This window comes from Thioalkalivibrio sp. ALMg13-2, assembly GCF_000381185.1.
Taxonomy (GTDB): domain Bacteria; phylum Pseudomonadota; class Gammaproteobacteria; order Ectothiorhodospirales; family Ectothiorhodospiraceae; genus Thioalkalivibrio; species Thioalkalivibrio versutus.
The window spans coordinates 39,416-58,783 of the sequence record NZ_KB906106.1 but is presented as its reverse complement, the minus strand read 5'-3'; the positions used below and the strand labels follow the sequence as shown (position 1 = coordinate 58,783).

Here is a 19,368-nt window from a genome sequence, read left to right as displayed (position 1 = left end):
CTTCGCTTCGGCCGGGATGACGATATCCTCCGTCATTGCGAGGCCCGCGAGGGGGCGTGGCAATACCCATCCGAAACCCCGATGCTCGCCTCGCGGGTGAGGGGGTGGCGTTCGGGCTGTCCGCGGAGGTCGCCACGGCGCGGCGCGCCTCGCGATGACGTGCTCATCAATCTGTTGTGGGGAGGCTCCACCGGGGGCTGAGGTGCTTCTACTCGGGGTGGTAGGGGACGGGTGCGCGGGCGTGGAGCTGGGCCAGGTGGTCTTCGTAGAGCGCCCAGATGCGTGGGGCGATGGCGCCGCGCGAGCCGGGGTAGGTGAGGCGGTCGGGGTTGAAGGTGATCAGGCGCTCGATCTCGGTGCAGCGCAGTTCCTCGTTGATCACGTTGAAGATGAGGATCTGCGTACCCTGGTCGGCGATGGGCAGCAGGGCGCCGATGAGGCCGGTGTCGTTCAGCCCGGGGTCGCCGCGGGCATCGCCCAGCTCGGCGGGGGGGCGCACCAGCGTGCCCAACAGCTCCTGATAGGCCTGGTCACAGGCATAGCAGATTTCCGGTGCACGCAGGCCCTGCACGCGCGCACAGGCTTGACGCACAGTTCCGTCTGGCAGCGCCATGCGTTCCGGGGCGACCGGGATGCGGTTGGTCTTGCCGTTCGGAAGCAGGCGCGGGACCGACTCCTGGCAGGAGGGGCAGCGCCATGTTGAGACTCGCGGGCCGTCGATTACGTTATTGGGCGGCATGCGGCGCTCCCCGGAAAATAGATGGGGTCAGTATACGGCGCGGCGAGGGGCTTGTTGGGGATGGCCCGCGGGCGAATGCGCCGGCCAGGATCGGGCGCGGGCAGGGGCATTCGCGGGCAGGCTCGCTCCCACAGGGCGGTTCCCACAAAGCCTTGTTTGAACAGGAGTGCCCGGTTCAGCCGAAGTAGTCGGGCTCGTTTCCCGGGCGCCACTTGATGTTGCAGCCGAGGCTCGGGTGCTGGGGCTCGGGGGCTGCCTGGCCGTCGAGCAGGGCATCGCTGGCCGCGCGCAGATCGCGTCCGGTGACTGGGGTGTCGGATCCCGGGCGGGTCTCGTCGAACTGGCCGCGATAGTAGAGCTTGCGTTCGGCGTCGAACAGGTAGAAGTCCGGCGTGCAGGCGGCGTGATAGGCCTTGGCGACGGACTGGTCCTCGTCCAGGCAGTAGGGGAAGTTGTAGCCGAAGCGGCGGGCGTCGTCCTTCATCTTGTCCGGGGCGTCGTCCGGGACGGCCTGGATGTCGTTGGAGTTGATCGCGATGACCGCGATGCCCTTGCTCGAGTATTCGCGGCCGTAGCGGGCGAACTCGTGCCGGACCAGCTGCACGAACGGGCAGTGATTGCATATAAAGGCGATCATGTAGCCTTTCGCGTCGGGGAAGCTGTCGAGGCTGATGGTCTCGCCGGAGACGACGTCCGGAAGGGAAAAGCGGGGTGCCTCGGTGCCGAGTTCGATCATCTGCGAGGGGGTGCGGGCCATGACTGCTCCAGTGTTCGGATTTGCGACAATTATACGGCGTTGGCCGGGGGTGCTTGAATCCTTCCGGTCACGCCGCCACTCTTCAAGATAATACCTGAGTAACGGAGTAGGGAATATGGGCTGGGTGACCGGTGTCGTACAGGAGCGCAAGCAGTGGACGGATCGACTGTTCTCGCTGCGGGTGGATGCCGAGGTCGAGCTGTTCAAGGCCGGGCAGTTCAACCGCCTGCGTCTGGAGATCGACGGCGAGCCGGTGGCGCGGCCGTATTCCTATGTGAATGCGCCGGGCGAAACGCCGCTGGACTTCTATCTGATCACCGTTCCGGATGGACCGCTGTCCAATCGTCTGGCGCAACTGGGGCCGGGCGACACGGTGGAGCTGATGCCGCGCGCGACCGGCTTTTTCACCCTGGATGAGCTACCGGACAGCCGCGACCTGTGGCTGCTTTCCACGGGCACTGCGCTGGGGCCGTTCCTGTCCATGCTGAAGACCGATACCCCCTGGGAGCGCTTCGAGAACATCCGCCTGATCCACGCGGTGCGCAAGGCGGAAGAACTCACCTACCAGGACACGATCCGGGAGTTTCAGGAACGTGATGCGAAGCGGTTCCAGTACATCCCGTTTGTCAGCCGCGAGCCGTTCCCGGGTGGGCTCGAGGGCCGGGTACCGGCCGCGATTGCCGAGGGCCGCCTGGAGCATCACGCGGGCCTGAAGATCACGCCGGAGCACTCCCAGGTCATGCTGTGCGGCAACCCGGACATGGTGAAGGATACCGCCGCGATCCTGCGCGAGCGCGGGCTGGAGAAGAACCGCCGACGCAAGCCGGGGCAGATCACGACCGAGAACTACTGGTAGGTCCCCGGATATGCAGGAGCGTGCTTGCACGCGAAGCCCCTGCCAACGCTCGATATGGGCAGGGGCGTTCGCCTGCAAGCAGGCTCCTACGGGGGAGCTCCTGCCGTTCCGGGTCTAGTCGAGCAGGTTCGCCGACCAGGCGCGGATCAGACCGGCGACATAGCGGGTGTGTTCCGGGCGCGAGAGCAGGTGGTCGGTCTGGTGCAGGGCGACGAAGCTCTTCGGGTGGTGGGCCTGCTGGAAAATCTTGCGGGCGTGGTCGACGCTGACCACGGTGTCGCCCGGTGCATGCAGCAGCAGGAGTGGCTGCTCCAGGGTCTCCAGTGCGGCATCCAGGGTCGGCTCCTCGATCGACTCGATAAAGGCGTGGCCGATTTCCACCGGGCGCCCGCCGATGCTGATGCGGGCCGAACCCTCGCGCCGAATCTCCTCCGCGGTATCGCCGAACAGGTGGGCGACATGGCCGGGGCGGCTGGGGGCGGCGATGGTCACGATGCCGTCCAGTGACTCGCGCTGCGCCCCCACATAGATCGCCATGGCGCCGCCGAAGCTATGGCCGATCAGCAGGTTGGTATGCCGCCCCGTGTAGGTCTCCAGCGCCTCGATGGCGGAGTGCAGATCCTCGCAGTAGGTCGCAAGCGTGCTGTCGCGAAACTCCCCTTCGGAGTCGCCCAGCCCCATGAAGTCGAAGCGCAGGGTGGCGATGCCTTCCGCGGCCAGGGCGCGAGCCAGGCGCACCGTGGCGGGGAAGTCCTTGGAGCAGGCGAAACAGTGGGCAATGCAGGCCTGGCCGCGGATGGCATCCGCCTCGGGCGCGACGATCACGCCGCCGAGGCGGACGCCGCGCGGGGTCTGAATGGTCAGCGGCGTGTTGTGGGTCGCCATCGGGGGGGGGCTCCGGATGAATGGTATTCGCTATGGTCCCACCGGGGACGGTCTGCGATCATACGGGTTTGATGATCCGAATGGCCACGCGGGGTGTCTCCCGGTATGCGGCCACCACTTCACGGGACCACTGGGGGACGGCTTGGAAACCGAGAGTCAGATTCGCGCACGCCTGGCCGAGCTGGAGGCCGAGCACCGGGCTCTGGATTCCGCGATCGGCGTGATGCACGAGCAGGCCGCACCGGACATCTTCGCCATTCAGCGCCTGAAGAAGCGCAAGCTGCAGTTGAAGGACTCTATCCAGCGCCTGCGCAGCCGCCTGATCCCCGACCTCAACGCCTGACCCGGGTGTATTCACCACGAAGCGGATGAAGGCACGAAGAAGGGCAGGGATCAGGCGGTTGTCAGGCGAGTAGGATGCGTTGAGCGTTGCGAAACGCATCCGGGGGGCGGCAGTTCCGCGGAACCGATGCGATTCGCTGTGCTCATCGGCATCCTACCCTTCCTGTATGTTATCTCCGGTTTCATCGCTGACATCTGTGGTGCAAATCGCCCTTCTTCGTGTACTTCGTGGTGGCCAACAAAAAACGGCGCCCGGAGGCGCCGTTTGAGTGTGTTCCATAGTGGAACTCCGGGGTTTAGCCCCAGATGTCGTGGGTGATGCCGTTGTACCAGGCGCGGGTGTATTCCGCCTCGCGGCGACGGAAGCTGGTGCTGGCACCCGACGGGCTGACCCCACCGGCACCGGATACCCCGGCCATCGCACCGTCCTGGTACTGGTAGACCGCGGCTACGCTGACCGCGTAATCGGGGGTCACCAGGCTGTAGCAGGTGTTGGCGGACGACGGGTTGATGGGCTCCTGCCCCGCCAGTTCGCGGACGATGGCGGCCGCCACGATCTTGCCCTGGTTGTTGGCCGAGTGGCCGGACTTTGGCATGGCGCCCGCCACGCTGGCATCCCCCAGGACGTAGATGTTGTCGTCCATCTCCGACTTGAAGGTCAGCTGGTCTACCGGCACCCAACCGGCGTCGTCGGTCAGTCCGACGTCATGGGCGATCTGACCGGCGTGCTGGGCCGGGATGAAGTTCAGCACGTCGGCGCGGACGCGTTCGAAGCCGCTGTCGGCCAGTACGGTCATGTTGGAGACGTCGATCTCCTCGGCGCGCCCGCCCGATGAGCCGGCCCGCCACTCGATCATGTCGCCATAATGCTCGGCCCAGCCTTCCTCGAACAGGCCCTGCTTGGAGAAGCCATCCTTCGGGTCGAGGATGATGATCTTGGAACGTGGCTTCTCCTGCTTGAAGTAGTTCGCGACCAGCGATACCCGTTCGTACGGCCCCGGCGGGCAGCGGAACGGGTTGGGCGGGGCGACCATGACGAATACGCCGCCGTTCGGCATGTCCTGCAGCTGGGAGCGCAGCAGTTCGGTCTGCGAACCGGCCTTCCAGGCATGCGGGATGCGCTCGGCATCGGACTCGGAGATGCCCGGCATGTCGTCGTAGCGGAAGTCGATGCCCGGTGACATCACGAGCTTGTCGTAGCTCACGCGGTCGCCTCCGCTCAGGCGCACGCTGCGCGCATCGGCGTCCACCGCGGTGACGCGGTCCTCGATGATCTCGATGCCGTATTCATCGCGCAGGGTGTCGTAGCCCTGGGCGATGTCGTCCATGCCAGCGAAGCCGCCGATCACCCAGTTACTGCCGTAGCAGGTGTAGTAGGTGGCGTTGGGCTCGATCAGCGTTACGCGCATGTCGGGCGAGAACTGCTTGATGTATTTCGCGGTGGTCGCGCCGCCGGAGCCGCCGCCGACGACCACAATGTGGGCCTTTTCGGCCCCGCGCATGCCATTGGCGGCACAGCCGATACCGGTGAGGGCCGCGGCGCTGCTGATGCCCGCGACCTTCAGGAAATTACGTCGATTAAAGTCATGCATGATTCGTTTCCCCCTGATCAGAAGCGGCTGAAGTAGCCGGCCATCGATTCGATTTCCTCGTCGGTGTAGCCCTTGGCGTGACGATCCATGATCGTCGCGTCGCGGTCACCGTCGCGGAATGCCTTCATTTGGCTCTCGATGATTTCAGCGGGAATGCGGTTCAGTTCCGGTACGCCGTCGCCTGCAGCGGCGGCGTTGTGGCAGGCCTTGCAGGACGCGGCCATCAGCTGGCCCCGGGTGATTTCGTCGTCGGCGAGGGCCTGGGTAGCAGTGCCCGCCATCGCCAGCGAGGCGACAAGCCCCACCAGGTACAAGTGCGATTTCTTCATTGAAACGGACTCCTCCGTAAGAAGTGGCTTTTTGCGAGCGACAGCTATGACGTACTGCCTTCATCCTTTGGCCCGGTGTGAAGATCCGGGTTGTGATTACGCCACCGGGTTCGAGCCCGGTAGTTGCGCCTGATCGCGAAAACCAACGATCATGAACCTCGTATAGCACAGAAAAAACGCCTTTTCGATGCATTGCAAAGGCATATGCCGCCAGGAGGAGTGCCATGACAGGAGAACGACGTCGTCATCCAAGGATCCCGATGACGGTCGAGGTCGTGGCCGAGTGCGAGAGCGGGGATACGGTCACCCTGACCACGAACGATATCTCCGGCGGGGGGGCCTTCCTCGAGTGGGAAGACCCGGAAAATGCCTGCGTGGGGCACCTGATGAAGCTCGCCTCGGACGACGAACTGATGCTGCAGGTATTCGGCATGCTGGGGGACGGCGGCGCGGCGCCGCGGGTCAAGGCCCAGGTGGTGCGGGTGATGGACGGGGGTATTGCTGTGCGCTTTGACCCCGAAGAGCTGGAATAGCCACACCGGGAACGGGCGTTACGCCTCGCGCTCGATCTGTTCCAGCCCCGCGGCCCATTCGTCGGCGATCAGCGGGTTGGTCAGCAGCCAGTTCACGGTGTCCGGGCTCCAGTCATCCTGCGCGTCCTGCAGGGCGCTCTCCCAGTCTGCCGCCGTGTAATCCCCGCGCCCCAGGGTGCTGAGGGCCTGCAGCTCCGCCTGTTGGTCCGGACCCAGGTCGCGCAGCGTGCCCTCCAGTTCCTGCAGGGTCAGGTCGCTGGCGTGATCAGCCAGGATCTGCATCGCCCAGTCGTTGTCGCTACCCTCGCTTCCGGTATCCGGGAAGACCACATCCTCTTTGGCATGGAATTCCCGTGCGGCCTGGATTAACCGCTCCATCGTCTCGCCGGTGATGCCGAGGGAGATGGCCATCTAGTGGGCCGGCGTCCGTTCCTGGGCCAGGACCCAGGGGGCGGCCACGATCGCGGTGAAGATCGGGTCGTTCGCGGCCCAGCGGCGGGCATCGTCATCCGAGGCCCGCGCGACCTGGTCGTTGGCCAGCCATTCGCTGACCTGATGGGTCGCATCGTCGCGGATGGCGCGGGCGACCTCGATCAGATCCAGCTCCGGCGCCACGCGGATCACCACGCCGCGCGCGAAATGCGGCATCAGGTCTTTCCACGGCAGCGGGCCGGCCTGTTCTTCCAGTGGGACTTCGGGTTGTGCGGCAGTGGCCTCGTGCATGACGGTTCCAGTCGGTTTCAGATATCGTTCAGGCTAGGCCGATACCCTTGTATCTTCAACATCTGCCCACGCACGCGTCCGGAGAATGCACCGATATGCGACCCACGCCGGCTCTCCAGCCCGGATACCGCGGGCGGGACCTGACCCGGCCCCGCGCGGGCCACGCACTGGTGCTGGCGACGCTGCTGTTCGTGGCGCTTCCGGCGCAAGGCCAGTTCAACACGGATGACCCCGAGGCCGCCGTCTGGGATCTCGACGAGGCCGTTGCCCAGATCGAGGCGCACTACCCGGGCCGGGTGCTCCACGCGCGCGAGGATGTGAGCCAGTTCGGGGCGCGTCTGTTCATCATCCGTATCCTGACCAACGATCAACAAGTGCGTACCCTCCGGATCGAGGAAGGCACCGAAGTGGAGCTCCCGGAATGAACCTGCGCGTGGTACTGATTGAAGACGACGTCGCGCTGCGCAACCAGATTGGCGACGAGTTGGACCGCAGTGGCTGCCGCGTGGATACCGCCTCGGACGGCGAGACCGGGCTTTACCTGCTGACCGAGTACCACTGCGACATCGCGGTGGTGGATCTGGGCCTGCCGGGCATGGATGGGCTGGACGTGATCCGCAAGGCGCGCGAGTCCAAGCCGCGCCTGCCGATCCTGATCCTGACCGCGCGCGACCGCTGGCAGGACAAGGTCGAGGGCCTGGAGGCCGGGGCTGACGACTACCTGGCCAAGCCGTTCCACATCGAGGAATTGCTGGCGCGGCTGCGCGCCCTGGCACGCCGCAGCCTGCAGTCGGGCCAGGAGCGGCTGGCGTTCGGGCCGCTGGTGATCGACACCGCAGGTGACGAGGTCTGGCTGAATGGCGAGCCGGTCACCCTGACCACATTCGAATACCGCCTGCTGATGACATTGGTCCGCCAGCCGGGCCGGGTGCTCAGCAAGGATGCGCTGGCGGACTACCTCTACGATCACGACGAAGACCGCGAAAGCAACGTGATCGAGGTCCTGATCGGGCGCCTGCGGCGCAAGCTGGATGCCGACGGCAGCCTGGGCTTGATCGAGACCCTGCGCGGACGCGGCTACCGCTTCGCCCGCGAACCCGACGCCGTGCCGGAAAACGAGCCGGACAGCCCTCGATGACCTGCCGCGAGGCTGCCGGGTCCGCATGACAGCGGCCCTGCGCAAGCTGCGTGGGAGTCTGGTCCTGCGCTTGGCGGGGGTCACGGCGATCACCGTGCTGATCTTCTCGTTGCTGACCGCCTGGGTGCTGGAGGCCGCCTTCCGCGACAATGCGGCGGATGCGGTAGAAACCCGCCTCGAGGCGCAAGTCCTGCTGCTGATGGGGCTGGCCGAGGTGGTCGGCCCGGCCGATGTGCGCGTCCCCGAGATGCTCCCCGAGAGCCGTTTGCAGTTGCCAGTCAGCGGGCTCTACGCGCGCATCCTGGGCGAGGAGGGGCAGACCCTGTGGCGCTCGCCGTCGGCGGTCGGCGTCTCCCTGCGCGGCTGGACGGAAGACGACTACTTCAGCTTCAGCCTGCCGGTGCAGTGGGAGCTGGACGGCGGTCAGGTCGGCCTGACCTTCCAGATGCTGGAGGACCGTGAGGCCTTCAGCGAACAGGTCGAGCAGTACCGCACCAGCCTCTGGCAGGGGCTGATGACCATGACCCTCTCCATGATCCTGGTCCTCTCGCTGGCGTTGTGGTTCTGGGGCTTGCGCCCGCTGCGCCAGGTCCGACGTGACCTCGATGCCCTGCGCCACGGCGACCATGCGCATCTGGCGGGCGATTATCCCACCGAGGTTCGCGCCCTGACCGGCAGCATCAACGACCTGGTCGAGTTCGAACGCGCCCGCCTGGCGCGCCAGCAAAATGCCCTCGCGGATCTGGCTCACAGCCTCAAGACCCCGATCTCCGCCCTGCGCCTGAACCTCGAGAGCGCGCGACCGGATAATGACGACATGCAGCGCCAGGTCGACCGGCTGCAGGGCATCGTCCAGCATCAGCTCAACCAGGCCCAGCGGCTTGGGCCGGCCCCGTTCCAGGCTGCCGAGCCGCTGGGGCCGATCATCGAGCGTACCGGACAGGCATTGGGACGGCTCGCGGCCCAGGAAGGGGTGGCGCTGGAGACCGATTTGGCTGCGGGCTGCGTCCTGCGCATGGACAGCGGGGCGATCTTCGAGCTCCTCGGCAATACCCTGGACAACGCCATCCGCCATGCGACCACGCGGGTGCGCATTACCACTCGCTGCCAGCCCGGCGAGGTGATGCTGATCATCGACGATGACGGCCCCGGCATCCCGCCGGCCGATCGTGCCCGGGTGCTGGAGCGCGGGCAGCGCGCCGATACCCGCGGCGGCCAGGATGACGGCCGCGGTGAGGGTCAGGGGCTCGGTCTCAGTATCATCCACACCCTGGTGACCGACCACGGCGGGACGCTGTTCATCGAGCAGGCCCCGGAGCTCCACGGCGCGCGCATCCGCATGGTGTTTTCCGCGTCCTGAAACCGGTGCGGGCGGAGTCGGGGTTTTCCATGATGCGTTTCGCGGTGCTCAACGCATCCTACAAAGCTCCGCTCAACGCATCCTACGGTGGACGATGTCCACCCGCGGGGTGCCTGCGGAGCTTTGTAGGATGTGTTGAGCGTAGCGAAACGCATCGACCAGGGCGTGTCGCTCCCCAAACCGTTCGAAATCAGAGTGTCAGGCCGTCCATCGGCAACGCCGGGGGTTCGCCCAGCACGCTGTCGCGCACCAGCGTGGCCGCGCCGCAGGCGAAGGTCCAGCCGAGGTGGCCGGACCCGGTATTGAGGTAAAGGCCGGGTACCGCGGTCGCCCCGAGGATCGGGGTGCCGCGTGCGCTCATCGGGCGCAGGCCGGTCCACGGGGCCATGGTCTCGGCATCCATTCGGTCGGGCAGGCTGGCCAGGGTGCGCCGGCAATGATCCAGTACGCTGGCGGCCCGCTGCGGGTTCAGGCTGCCGTCGCGACCCGCGAACTCCGCTGTGCCGGCCAGGCGCAGGCGATCGCCCAGCGGGGTCATCACGACCTTGTTGGCGTCGTCGATCAGCGGCAGGTGAATCCGGGTTCCGGCGTTCATCGGCAGGGTCAGCGAGTAGCCCTTGACCGGTGCCACGGGCAGCCGGATTCCGAGTGGGCGCAGCAGATCGGGCGCGTGGTAGCCGTTGGCAACGACACAGGCATCCGCGGCGATCGGGCCTTCCGAGGTCTCCAGCGCATCGAGGCGGCCGCGGAAGGTGCGCAGGCGGCGCACCGCCACGCCCGGGCAATAGGTCAGTCCGCGGCGGCGGGCGATGGCCAGCAGGCCCGCGGTAAAGCGGGCGGCATCGCCGATGGCATCGTCGGGAAAGTAGAGCCCGCCGCACAATTGATCGCGCACGGGGGCCAGCGCCGGCTCTTCGGCGATGATGCGTTCCACGGTCCAGTCCTCGAAGCGCACGCCGGCGTCCGCCATGTCCTCGCTGGCGGTGCGATTGCGGGCCTGGCTGGCCGGGTCCTGGAATAGCTTGAGGATGCCGCTGCGGCGGAAGTCGAAGTCCAGCCCCTCGGGTGCCAGCTCGCGCTGCAGGCGGTCGATCTCCTTCAGGGAGAAGGCCGCCAGGCGCGCATTGAGCCGGGTGTGTTCCTCGAAGCGCGCGCGGCGGCTGTTGCCGAGAAAGCGCAGGCCCCAGCCGATCAGCCCCGGTATGGCGTGCGGGCGCACCAGCAGTGGCGAATCGCGGCGCCCGAGATAACGCAGCAGGTCGAGACCCACGCCCGGGGCGTTCCAGGGTTCGGCATGGCTGGCATGCAGCATGCCGCCATTGGCGAAACTGGATCCGCTGGCCGGCGCCGCAGCGGCGTCCAGCAGCACGACCTCGGCTCCGGCCTCCTGCAGGTACCAGGCTGTGGTGACACCGATCACCCCGGCGCCGATGACCGCTACGCGCATCCGTTGGTCCTTCCGTTGTCGTGGCTCATGTGCCACTGGCCAGTCGTTGGATCAGTGTCGCGTATTCGCGTTCCAGGCGTTTGGGCGAAACCTTCTCGCGGGTGCCCAGTTCCTGGGCGAACTGCGAGACGCGGAATTCCTCGATGCGATAGCGAAAGGCGAGGACGTCCGGGTGGTCCGGGGCGCGGGCGATCAGTTCCTGCGCCTGCTGCCACAGCGGCTCCACGGCGACGCGGCGGGCGCGGTCCTTGTCCGGGGCCTGGCTCAGGCGCTCCAGGCGCTTGTCGATCGCCTCGAGGTAGCGCGGCAGTTCCGGCAGGACATCATGCGGGATGCGCAGCAGGAAATCCGCCGGGACCAGCGCGTCCAGCTGCCCGCGGATGTCGCGCGCGGCCTCGATCCAGGACAGCGGCAGGTCGCCCTGCAGTCGGGTGCGCAGGTCGTGCCAGCGGCGCAGGATCTCGGCGGTCAGGCGCGAGAGCTCCATTACGGTGGGCGAGAACGCCGGCAGGGACTCGTTGAGTCGTTGGGCGAACGCCTCGGCGGCGCGTGGCCAGGGCTCGGCCAGGAACACGCGGTCCGCAGCGGCCTCCAGGATCTGGTCGCGCAGGGCCTCGCAGCTGCCCAGCGTCGAGTAATTCAGGCAGGCGCGTTCGATCTCCGGGAGCTGGCGGCGCAGATCGCGCGCGGTCTTGCGGGCGCCGAGCAGGAACAGCCGGCGCAGGCCCGCGCGGTGGGCGCGTTCGGCCTTGGCCGGGTCGGGTTCCAGCTCCAGCGAGACCGAATCGCCGCGATCGACCAGGATCGGGAAGGCCCGCAGCTGTGCCCCCTGGTGGTCGAATTCGACACTCTCCGGCAGCGCACCGAAATCCCACTCCGTGATGCCCTCGCGGGTGATCTCGTCCGGACGGCTGGCGTCGAAGTGGGCCTCGGCGCTCCCGCCCAGCCGTGCCTTTAGCGCGGGCAGGTCGCGGCCGCTGGTCTCTTCCTTCCCTTCCGGGTCGAGGATGCGAAAGCGCATAACCAGGTGCGGCTCCAGGGTCTCCGGGCGCCAGGCATCCAGCGGGATGTCGGTGCCGGTCATCGCGCGCAGGGCTGCGGCCAGTGCGGGAATCAATGGGCCCTGGCGGTGTTCGATGCGGGCCAGGGCGGCCTGGGCGAAGTCCGGGGCGGGCACGAACTGGCGGCGCAGGGCCTTCGGCAGGCTCCGCAGCAGGGCGGTCACGCGATCCTCCAGCAGCCCCGGCACCAGCCAGTCGCCCAGCCAGTCGGGCACCGCGTTCAGCGCGGCGATGGGGATGGTGACGGTCACGCCGTCGTCCGGTTGGCCGGGTTCGAAGCGGTAGGCCAGTGGCAGGCGTAGCCCCTCGAGCTCCAGATGGTCGGGATAGGCGCCTTCCGGGAGCGTGGCCTCTGGCTCGTTCAGGAGCTCGGCGCGGTCGATCTTCAGCGCCTCCGGATCGTGTTTTTCGGTCTTGCGCGCCCAGGTCTCGAAGGTCGTGCCGTCGGTGATCTCGGCCGGCAGACGGGCGTCGTAGAAGTCGAACAGGCGCTCCTCTTCCACCAGCAGATCGCGGCGGCGCCCGCGCGCCTCCTGTTCGGCGATCTCGGCCACCGCCTCGCGGTTGGCGCGCACGCCGTTGGAGCGCGAGCGCAGCTCGCCACCGACCAGGCCCTCGCGGATCAGGATGCGCCGTGCCTCGGCCGGGTCGTGCTTGGCGAAGTCCACTGGCTTTTTCGGTGCCACGACCAGGCCGTACAGGGTGATGCGGTCGAAGGCCCCGACGCGCCCGCTGCGGCCCTGGAAGTGCGGCTCGAAGATGTGGTGCTTAAGCAGATGCGGGGCGGCGGTCAGGATCCAGTCGGGCTCGATGCGTGCGTTGTCGCGGGCGTAGACACGCGTGGTCTCGGCGATCTCCGCGCTCATCACCCAGGCCGGCTTCTTCTTCGCCAGCACCGAGCCGGGGTGGATCTGGAGGCGGCGGTTGCGCGCGCCCAGGTAGTCGCCGCGCTCGGTCTTCTGCCCGACCTGACTGACCAGCCCGGTCAGCAGCGCCCGGTGCACCGCCTCGGCGTCGGCCGGTTGGTGGTTCGGCTTCAGGTCCATCTCGCGCGCCAGGCGCAGGAGTTGTACGCGCAGCTCCTGCCATTCGCGCATGCGCAGAAAGTTCAGGAAGTGCTCGCGGCACCAGCGCTTCAGCGCACTGGATCCGAGGTCCTCGCGGGCGGTGTGCCAGGCGTCCCACAGCCGCAGCATGCCCATGAAGTCGGAGCCCTCGACCTGGAACTCGCGGTGGGCCTGGTCCGCCGCCTGGGTGGCCTCGGCCGGGCGCTCGCGCGGGTCCTGCAGCGACAGGGACGCGGCGATGGTGGCGGTTTCGGTGACACAGTCGTGCTCGGTGCCGGCCAGCAGCATCGCCGCGTGGCGTGGGTCGATGGGCATGCGCGCGAGCTGCCGCCCGCGCCGGGTGATCCGGCCACGGTCGTCTACTGCGCCCAATTCGTCGAGCAGGTGGTAGCCATCCTTGACCAGGCGCGGGTCGGGCGGGTCGAGGAACGGGAACTGGCGCGGCTGGCCGAGCTTGAGCGCGGCCATCTGCAGGATCACCGAGGCGAGGTTTGAGCGCTGGATCTCCGGGTCGGTGAAGGGCGGGCGCAGGTTGAAGTCGTCTTCCGCGAACAGCCGGATGCAGATGCCGGGGCCCAGCCGGCCGCAGCGCCCGGCGCGCTGGTCGCAGGCGGCCTGCGAGATGGCCTCCAGGCTCAGGCGCTGCACCCGCGAGCGCCAGGAGTAGCGCGAGATGCGCGCGAGCCCCGAGTCGATCACGAAGCGGATGCCGGGCACGGTCAGCGCGGTCTCGGCGACGTTGGTCGCGAGCACGATGCGACGGCCGCTGTGTGACTGGAATACCCGCGATTGCTCGCGCGCGGACAGCCGCGCGTACAGCGCCAGGATCTCGGTGTCGGCGCGGACCTGGCCGCGCAGGGCCTGGTGGGCGTCGCGGATCTCGCGTTCGCCGGGCAGGAATACCAGTACGTCGCCGGGCCCGGCGCGCTCGCACTCGGCCACCGCGTCGCGGATGCCGTCGAACAGGTCGCGTTCACCACGCCCCTGTTCGTCGCCTTCGTCCCCAGTATCCTCCGGCTCGATCGGCCGGTAGCGGACCTCCACCGGATAGGTGCGTCCGGCCACCGTCAGGATCGGGGCGTCGTCGAAGAACGCCGACAGCCGTTCGGGGTCGAGGGTGGCCGAGGTGATGATGATGCGCAGCTCGGGGCGCTTGTGCGACAGGCGTTTGAGCACGCCCATCAGGAAGTCGATGTTCAGGCTGCGTTCGTGCGCCTCGTCGACGATGATGGTGTCGTAGGCGCGTAGTTCCGGGTCATGCGCCATTTCCGCCAGCAGGATGCCGTCGGTCATCAGCTTGATCCAGTTGTTTGGCCCGGTCTGGTCGGAGAAACGCACCTTGAAGCCGACCGTGGAGTCCCGGTTGCCGCCCAGGGTGGTGCCCAGTTCCTCGGCGATGCGGCTGGCCACCGAGCGCGCGGCGATCCGGCGCGGCTGGGTGTGACCGATCAGCCCGGCCTCGCCGCGCCCGGCCTCCAGGCACAGCTTGGGCAGCTGGGTGGTCTTGCCGGAGCCGGTCTCGCCGCACAGCACGAGTACCGGGTGCTTGCGGATGGCGGCGACGATGCGTTCGCGCTCGGCGTGGATCGGCAGGTCGCCGGCGTAGACGGGTTGCGGGCGCAGGCGGGCGCGCTCGTCGCTGCCTACCTGGGGGGCGGCCCCCTCGGTGGTGGCCAGGCGTTCGGCGAGGGTGCGGGCCATACGGTCGCACGGCTGCCCGCGCCGCTGGCGCTGGCGGGCCCGGCGCAGCAGGTCCGTAAGGTCCTTGCGTTCGCCGCCGGAGGGCAACGCCTCGATGCGGGCCGCGAGGGCGTCGAGATCCGGTGCGGGGGCCGGTTTCACGCTCAGCCCTGGTAGCGCAGACGCAGGGCCTCGATATTCTCCGTGCGCAGGCGCTCCAGCGCCTGGCGCACGCGGTCCTCGTCACTGAACGGGCCGAGGTAGACGCGGTACCAGGTCTCGCCCTGGATCTCGACCTCGTGCACTTTCGGGTCCAGACCGAGCAGGGTCAGTCGTGCCTTCATCTCGTCGGCCTGGGCAAAGCGGCGGAACGAGCCGGTCTGCAGGACGACCGGATCGCCTTCACTGGGCGATGCGGCCGGTGGCACAGCCGGGGCGGGCGCGTCGCGCTCGGACTCCGGCACCCGGATCTCGTCTTCGGGCAGCAGCTCGTAGTAGCGGAAGCGGGGCTCGTCGTCCGAGGGAGCGGTGTCCCGCTCCACCGGTGCCGGGGTCGGGGCGGCCGTCTCGGTCGCGGGATCCGGGTCACCGAACAGCGCGCCCAGATCCGGCGAGCGGTCGGCACCCTGCAGGTACAGCACGGCGGCAAGCCCCAGGCCGATCAGCAGGCCGAGCAACATCCATACCCAGCCGGGGATCGGCCGCGAGGCCTTCCGTGGGGCGGACTTGCGACGGGTCTTGCGCGCCTGGGCCATGGTCTACATCCGTTCCGGGGCGGTCACGCCCAGCAGGCGCAGGCCGTTGTGCAGCACCTGCCTGGCGCCGGTCAGCAGCGCGAGGCGCGCGCCGATCACGTCGGGGTCGTCCGCGTTGAGGAAGGGTACCGCGTTGTAGTAGGCGTGGAAGCCGGCGGCCAGCTCGCGCAGGTACTGGGCGATCTGATGCGGTTCGCAGGCCTCGGCGGCCGCCGCGATCACCTCCGGGAAACGGTCCAGGCGGTCCAGCAGGTCATCCTCCTGCGGTTCGGTCAGGCGCGTGCTGAGGCCTGCGGCGTCGGCGGCGGCCGGGGCATGCCCGCGCTCGGCAGCGGTGCGCAGCACGCTGGCGATGCGCGCGTGCGCGTACTGGATGTAGTACATCGGGTTGTCGTTGGACTGCGACTTGGCGAGGTCGAGGTCGAAGTCCAGGTGCTGGTCGCAGCGGCGCTGCACGTAGAAGAAGCGCGCGGCATCCGAGCCGACCTCGTCGCGCAGTTCGCGCAGGGTCACGAACTGTCCGGCGCGGGTGGACATGGGCAGGCGCTCGCCACCGCGGTAGAGGATCGCGAACTGCACCAGCAGCACGTCGAGGCGGCCGGGGTCCAGGCCCAGGGCCTGCAGCGCGGCGCGCACGCGCGGGACGTAGCCGTGGTGGTCGGCGCCCCAGATGTTGATGACGCGCTCGAAGCCGCGCTGGAATTTCTCGCGGTGGTAGGCGATGTCGGAGGCGAAGTAGGTGTAGTCGCCGTTCTCGCGGCGCACCACGCGGTCCTTGTCGTCGCCGTATTCGGTAGAGCGGAACCACAGGGCCCCGTCCTGCTCGTACAGCGCGCCGCGCCCCTGCAGGTCCTCCACCGCGGCGTCGATCGCGCCGGAGTCGGCCAGGCTGCGTTCGGAGAACCAGCACTGGTACTCCACGCCGAACTCGCGCAGGTCGTCGCGGATGTCATCGAGGATCGCGTTCAGGCCGCAGTCGAACACCTTGCGGTAGAGCGTCTCGCCCAGCAGTTCGCGGGCGCGGCCGATCACCGCGTCGATGAAGGTTTCCTTGTCGCCGCCGTCCGGCTCGTCCGCCGGAAGACCGCGGGTGACGGCCTCGGCCGGGTGCACGCCCTGTTCGCCGATCTGCGCGGTCAGGGTCTCGGCGACCGGGTGGATGTAGTCGCCCTTGTAGCCATTGGCCGGGAACGGCACCTGGACACCGTGCTGCTCCAGGTAGCGTAGCCACACACTGGCGGCGAGGATGTTCATCTGCCGTCCGGCGTCGTTCACGTAGTACTCGCGGGTGACATCGAAGCCGCAGAAATCCAGCAGGTCGGCTACTGTGGCGCCAAAGGCCGCGCCGCGGCCATGGCCTACATGCAGCGGCCCGGTGGGATTGGCGGAGACAAATTCCACCTGCACCGGGCGTCCGCCGCCTGCGCTGGAGCGGCCGAAGTCGTCACCTTGGGTCGCGACGCGGCCCAGCACCAGCGTGCGGGCATCCGCGGCCAGGCGGAAGTTGATGAAACCGGGGCCGGCGATCTCGGTGCCGGCGAGGCCGGGCACCTCGGGCATGGCCGCACACAGGGCCTCGGCCAGATCGCGTGGCTTGGATTTCGCCGGGCGCGCGAGCTGCATCGCCAGGTTGGCGGCGAAGTCGCCGTGTTCGCGGTCGCGCGCACGCGTGACCTGCACCTCGACACCGTGGTCGGCGGGTACGCGGCCTTCGGCCACCAGGGTCTCCAGTGCGGCCGCCAGGGCCTCGGTCAGGGTGTCTTTCAAGGGAAGCTCGATCCGTCGGGTAAAAAGGGCCGCATTCTAACCCGGAAGCGCTGGTCGTGCCGCCCCGGTACGGGGCGCTCGAAGGGAACCGGGCGGCGGTTTACGCCAGCGAGACCGGGTCGATGTCGATGGCGATGCGGGTGCCGCGCGGGAGGTCGTCGGTCTGCCAGGCGTGGCGGGCGCGGGTCAGGGCCCGATGGAGTGGGCCGCGCTGGGTGGACTGCAGCAGGATCTGTTCGCGGAAGCGGCGATTGACGCGGTGGCGCGGTGCGGGGGCCGGGCCGAGTACGCGCAGGCCTTCGGCGGCGGCGTTGCGCAGGTGGGTGGCGACGCGCTCGGCGTGGCGGCGGGTGGTCTCGGCATCGCCCGCCTCGACGCGGACCAGGGCCAGGTGGCCGTGGGGTGGCATCTCGGCGGCGGCGCGCTCCTCCAGCAGGGGCGCGACCATCGCCGGGTAGTCCGCGGCGTTCAGGCCGCGGATCAGGGGGTGGTCCGGATGCCCTGTCTGCAGCAGGACGCGGCCGCCGCCGGAACCACGTCCGGCGCGCCCGGCGGCCTGCACGATGAGCTGCAGGGTGTTTTCGGTCGCGCGCAGGTCGACGCTGAACAGGCCCTGGTCGACGTCAATCACGCCGACCAGTCCGACCTGCGGGAAGTCGTGGCCCTTGGCCAGCATCTGGGTCCCGACGACGATGGCGGCATCCAGCTGGCGGATACGGTCCAGCGCCTCCTCGAGCGCCCCCTTGTGGCGGATGCTGTCGCGGTCCAGGCGGATCAGCGGAGTGGTCGGGTAGTGGCGGGCCAGGGCCTGTTCCAGGCGCTGGGTGCCGAGACCGCGCTGGGCCAGGGCCTCGCCGCATTGCGGGCAGCGCTGGGGGCGCGGTTCCTGGTGACCGCAGAGGTGGCAGACGGCACGCGGGTTGTGCGCGTGGATGGTCAGGCGCGCATCGCAGTCCGGGCATTCGGCGACCCAGCCGCAGGCGTCGCAGGCCAGCACGCGGGCGAAGCCGCGCCGGTTCAGTAGCAGGAAGCACTGGTGGCCGGCGGCGAGGGTCTGTTGCATGGCATCCAGAAGCGGGGCGGTGAGGCCCTCGTCGGGGGTGTGCACACGCGTGTCGATGGCCTCGACGGCGGGCGGTTGAGAGCCGTCCGGGCGTGTCGCCAGTCGGGTATGGGCGTAGCGGCCAGTGGTCGCCGCATGCAGGGTCTCCAGGGTCGGCGTGGCCGAGCCCAGGACCACCGCGGCCTGTTCCAGCTGGCCGCGCTTGATGGCCAGGTCGCGGGCGTTGTAGCGAAAGCCGTCCTGCTGCTTGAAGGCGCTGTCGTGCTCCTCGTCAACGATGATCAGGCCGAGATCGGGCAGGGGTGTGAACAGCGCCGAACGGGTGCCGACGACGATGCGGCGCTGCCCCTGACGGGCCGACTCCCAGGCGCGCAGGCGCTCGCCCTCGGACAGCCCGGAGTGGAGGAGGGCAACCTGCCCGGGGAAGCGCTGCTGGATGCGCGCGCTCAGCTGTGGCGTCAGGGCGATCTCGGGGATCAGGAACAGGACCTGGCGCCCGCGTGCCAGCACGCGTTCGGCCATTTGCAGGTAGACCTCGGTCTTGCCGCTGCCGGTGACACCCTCCAGCAGGAGGGGTACGCCGGTATCCGGGGTCAGGGCGTCGACGGCGGCGCGTTGTTCGGCGGTCAGGGTGTGGTCGCTGGTGTTCGGGGGCGGTGGCTGTTTCGGGTCGGGCGTGATCGCCTCCAGCCAGCCGCGTTCCGCAAACGCGCGCAGTTCGCGCGGGGCGAGTTGCAGCCCGGTGGCGGCGGCCAGGGTGGCGCGATCCAGGGCCGGTGAGTCATGCGGTGTGGAACCCGGGTGGGCCAGCGCTCGGAGGACGGCCTGCTGGCGTCGCCCGCGGGCGTCACCGTCGGCCAGCGCCTGGCTGCCCGCGGGTGTCATCCGCCACAGGGTCTCCGGGGTCAGGGCGGGGAGCGGGTCGCCATGGCGCAGGGCCGGGGGAAGTGCCCCCAGCAGGGCTTCGCCCAGGGGGTGGTGGTAGTACCGGGCTCCGAACTGCAGCAGCTCCAGCAGGCGGGGCCCCAGGATCGGTTCTGCCTCGGGTGCTTCCTGGATCGCACGCAGGCGGCCGGGTGCAACCTCGCTGGTGGATGCCAGCTCGACCACGACCCCGATGGTCGAGCCGCGCCCGAAGGGCACGCGCACCCGCTGGCCGGATGCAAGCGTCAGGTCCTCGGGGATGCTGTAGTCGAACAGCCGGTCCAGAGGGCGATCCAGCGCGATGCAGGCGATTCGGGGCGCGGCAGGCATGCGCACAGTCTACTGTGTCG

Annotated in this window: 18 protein-coding genes; 6 read left to right on the top strand and 12 right to left on the bottom strand. The window is 68.6% G+C overall.

All coding sequences use genetic code 11. The features are described 5' to 3' along the window. Positions 1-208: 208 nt before the first annotated feature. Positions 209-739: a hypothetical protein gene (locus tag F618_RS0106575; RefSeq protein ID WP_019568110.1), complete on the bottom strand. Its 531-nt coding sequence runs from the start codon at positions 737-739 to the stop codon at positions 209-211. Positions 740-914: 175 nt separating this feature from the next. After that, the gene (locus tag F618_RS0106570) at positions 915-1,496 is read right to left on the bottom strand and encodes a thioredoxin family protein (protein WP_019568109.1); all 582 of its coding nucleotides are present in this window, start codon (positions 1,494-1,496) and stop codon (positions 915-917) included. Between the two features lie 115 nt (positions 1,497-1,611). Here F618_RS0106570 and F618_RS0106565 point away from each other — a divergent pair, with 115 nt between their 5' ends. After that, a complete protein-coding gene (locus tag F618_RS0106565; protein ID WP_019568108.1) occupies positions 1,612-2,352 on the top strand; it encodes a ferredoxin--NADP reductase in 741 nt (246 codons plus the stop codon). Positions 2,353-2,466: 114 nt separating this feature from the next. On the opposite strand, the gene F618_RS0106560 is transcribed toward F618_RS0106565, so the two are convergent. Then, a complete protein-coding gene (locus F618_RS0106560) occupies positions 2,467-3,237 on the bottom strand; it encodes a S9 family peptidase (protein WP_019568107.1) in 771 nt (256 codons plus the stop codon). 142 nt (positions 3,238-3,379) lie between these two features. Here F618_RS0106560 and F618_RS0106555 point away from each other — a divergent pair, with 142 nt between their 5' ends. Further along, positions 3,380-3,580, top strand: a complete 201-nt coding sequence (locus F618_RS0106555; protein WP_018168326.1) for a YdcH family protein — start codon at positions 3,380-3,382, stop codon at positions 3,578-3,580. A gap of 295 nt (positions 3,581-3,875) precedes the next feature. Here the strand turns inward: F618_RS0106555 and F618_RS0106550 are convergent, their stop codons facing one another. Both F618_RS0106550 and F618_RS0106545 read right to left on the bottom strand, forming a co-directional pair. Further along, a complete protein-coding gene (locus F618_RS0106550) occupies positions 3,876-5,171 on the bottom strand; it encodes an FCSD flavin-binding domain-containing protein (protein ID WP_018952242.1) in 1,296 nt (431 codons plus the stop codon). A gap of 17 nt (positions 5,172-5,188) precedes the next feature. Further along, the gene (locus F618_RS0106545) at positions 5,189-5,500 is read right to left on the bottom strand and encodes a c-type cytochrome (protein ID WP_019568106.1); all 312 of its coding nucleotides are present in this window, start codon (positions 5,498-5,500) and stop codon (positions 5,189-5,191) included. Positions 5,501-5,724: 224 nt separating this feature from the next. On the opposite strand from F618_RS0106545, the gene F618_RS0106540 reads away from it, so the two are divergent. After that, positions 5,725-6,033 (top strand): PilZ domain-containing protein, encoded by a 309-nt coding sequence (locus F618_RS0106540; RefSeq protein ID WP_077277014.1) that lies wholly within the window; start codon positions 5,725-5,727, stop codon positions 6,031-6,033. A gap of 18 nt (positions 6,034-6,051) precedes the next feature. Here F618_RS0106540 and F618_RS0106535 read toward each other — a convergent pair whose 3' ends face one another. Beyond that, positions 6,052-6,444, bottom strand: a complete 393-nt coding sequence (locus F618_RS0106535; protein WP_019563726.1) for a DUF3775 domain-containing protein — start codon at positions 6,442-6,444, stop codon at positions 6,052-6,054. After that, on the bottom strand, positions 6,445-6,756 hold the full coding sequence (locus F618_RS0106530; RefSeq protein WP_019568105.1) for a DUF2288 family protein: 312 nt from the start codon (positions 6,754-6,756) through the stop codon (positions 6,445-6,447). Between the two features lie 95 nt (positions 6,757-6,851). On the opposite strand from F618_RS0106530, the gene F618_RS0106525 reads away from it, so the two are divergent. From F618_RS0106525 to F618_RS0106515, 3 genes are read left to right on the top strand one after another with little or no spacing between them, the layout of a single operon-like run. Further along, a complete protein-coding gene (locus F618_RS0106525; RefSeq protein WP_019568104.1) occupies positions 6,852-7,181 on the top strand; it encodes a PepSY domain-containing protein in 330 nt (109 codons plus the stop codon). After that, the gene (locus F618_RS0106520; protein ID WP_019568103.1) at positions 7,178-7,894 is read left to right on the top strand and encodes a response regulator transcription factor; all 717 of its coding nucleotides are present in this window, start codon (positions 7,178-7,180) and stop codon (positions 7,892-7,894) included. The genes F618_RS0106525 and F618_RS0106520 overlap by 4 nt, the downstream gene beginning before the upstream one ends. A 25-nt stretch (positions 7,895-7,919) precedes the next feature. Continuing rightward, the gene (locus tag F618_RS0106515) at positions 7,920-9,254 is read left to right on the top strand and encodes an ATP-binding protein (RefSeq protein WP_018144588.1); all 1,335 of its coding nucleotides are present in this window, start codon (positions 7,920-7,922) and stop codon (positions 9,252-9,254) included. A 190-nt stretch (positions 9,255-9,444) separates the two neighbouring features. Here F618_RS0106515 and F618_RS0106510 read toward each other — a convergent pair whose 3' ends face one another. From F618_RS0106510 to F618_RS0106490, 5 genes are all read right to left on the bottom strand, one after another. Further along, positions 9,445-10,737, bottom strand: coding sequence for an FAD-dependent oxidoreductase (locus F618_RS0106510; protein ID WP_369772991.1), 1,293 nt, complete (start codon positions 10,735-10,737; stop codon positions 9,445-9,447). After that, entirely contained in the window at positions 10,727-14,671 is a 3,945-nt protein-coding gene (hrpA, locus tag F618_RS0106505) for an ATP-dependent RNA helicase HrpA (RefSeq protein WP_019568101.1), read from the bottom strand. Before hrpA ends, F618_RS0106510 begins: the two co-directional genes overlap by 11 nt. Before the next feature lie 2 nt (positions 14,672-14,673). Then, positions 14,674-15,264, bottom strand: coding sequence for an SPOR domain-containing protein (locus F618_RS0106500; protein ID WP_019563722.1), 591 nt, complete (start codon positions 15,262-15,264; stop codon positions 14,674-14,676). Between the two features lie 3 nt (positions 15,265-15,267). After that, positions 15,268-17,031, bottom strand: coding sequence for an arginine--tRNA ligase (gene argS / locus F618_RS0106495; protein ID WP_019568100.1), 1,764 nt, complete (start codon positions 17,029-17,031; stop codon positions 15,268-15,270). Between the two features lie 100 nt (positions 17,032-17,131). Continuing rightward, the gene (locus F618_RS0106490; protein ID WP_019568099.1) at positions 17,132-19,348 is read right to left on the bottom strand and encodes a primosomal protein N'; all 2,217 of its coding nucleotides are present in this window, start codon (positions 19,346-19,348) and stop codon (positions 17,132-17,134) included. Between the last annotated feature and the right edge of the window lie 20 nt (positions 19,349-19,368).

What these genes read in the sequence shown, in the direction of transcription:
- F618_RS0106570 (WP_019568109.1), bottom strand. Translation starts at nt 1,496, where the DNA reads ATGGCCCGCACCCCCTCGCAGATGATCGAACTCGGCACCGAGGCACCC.
- F618_RS0106565 (WP_019568108.1), top strand. Translation starts at nt 1,612, where the DNA reads ATGGGCTGGGTGACCGGTGTCGTACAGGAGCGCAAGCAGTGGACGGAT.
- F618_RS0106535 (WP_019563726.1), bottom strand. Translation starts at nt 6,444, where the DNA reads ATGGCCATCTCCCTCGGCATCACCGGCGAGACGATGGAGCGGTTAATC.
- F618_RS0106515 (WP_018144588.1), top strand. Translation starts at nt 7,920, where the DNA reads ATGACAGCGGCCCTGCGCAAGCTGCGTGGGAGTCTGGTCCTGCGCTTG.
- F618_RS0106520 (WP_019568103.1), top strand. Translation starts at nt 7,178, where the DNA reads ATGAACCTGCGCGTGGTACTGATTGAAGACGACGTCGCGCTGCGCAAC.
- F618_RS0106575 (WP_019568110.1), bottom strand. Translation starts at nt 739, where the DNA reads ATGCCGCCCAATAACGTAATCGACGGCCCGCGAGTCTCAACATGGCGC.
- F618_RS0106540 (WP_077277014.1), top strand. Translation starts at nt 5,725, where the DNA reads ATGACAGGAGAACGACGTCGTCATCCAAGGATCCCGATGACGGTCGAG.
- F618_RS0106550 (WP_018952242.1), bottom strand. Translation starts at nt 5,171, where the DNA reads ATGCATGACTTTAATCGACGTAATTTCCTGAAGGTCGCGGGCATCAGC.
- F618_RS0106500 (WP_019563722.1), bottom strand. Translation starts at nt 15,264, where the DNA reads ATGGCCCAGGCGCGCAAGACCCGTCGCAAGTCCGCCCCACGGAAGGCC.
- F618_RS0106530 (WP_019568105.1), bottom strand. Translation starts at nt 6,756, where the DNA reads ATGCACGAGGCCACTGCCGCACAACCCGAAGTCCCACTGGAAGAACAG.
- F618_RS0106490 (WP_019568099.1), bottom strand. Translation starts at nt 19,348, where the DNA reads ATGCCTGCCGCGCCCCGAATCGCCTGCATCGCGCTGGATCGCCCTCTG.
- F618_RS0106525 (WP_019568104.1), top strand. Translation starts at nt 6,852, where the DNA reads ATGCGACCCACGCCGGCTCTCCAGCCCGGATACCGCGGGCGGGACCTG.
- F618_RS0106560 (WP_019568107.1), bottom strand. Translation starts at nt 3,237, where the DNA reads ATGGCGACCCACAACACGCCGCTGACCATTCAGACCCCGCGCGGCGTC.
- F618_RS0106545 (WP_019568106.1), bottom strand. Translation starts at nt 5,500, where the DNA reads ATGAAGAAATCGCACTTGTACCTGGTGGGGCTTGTCGCCTCGCTGGCG.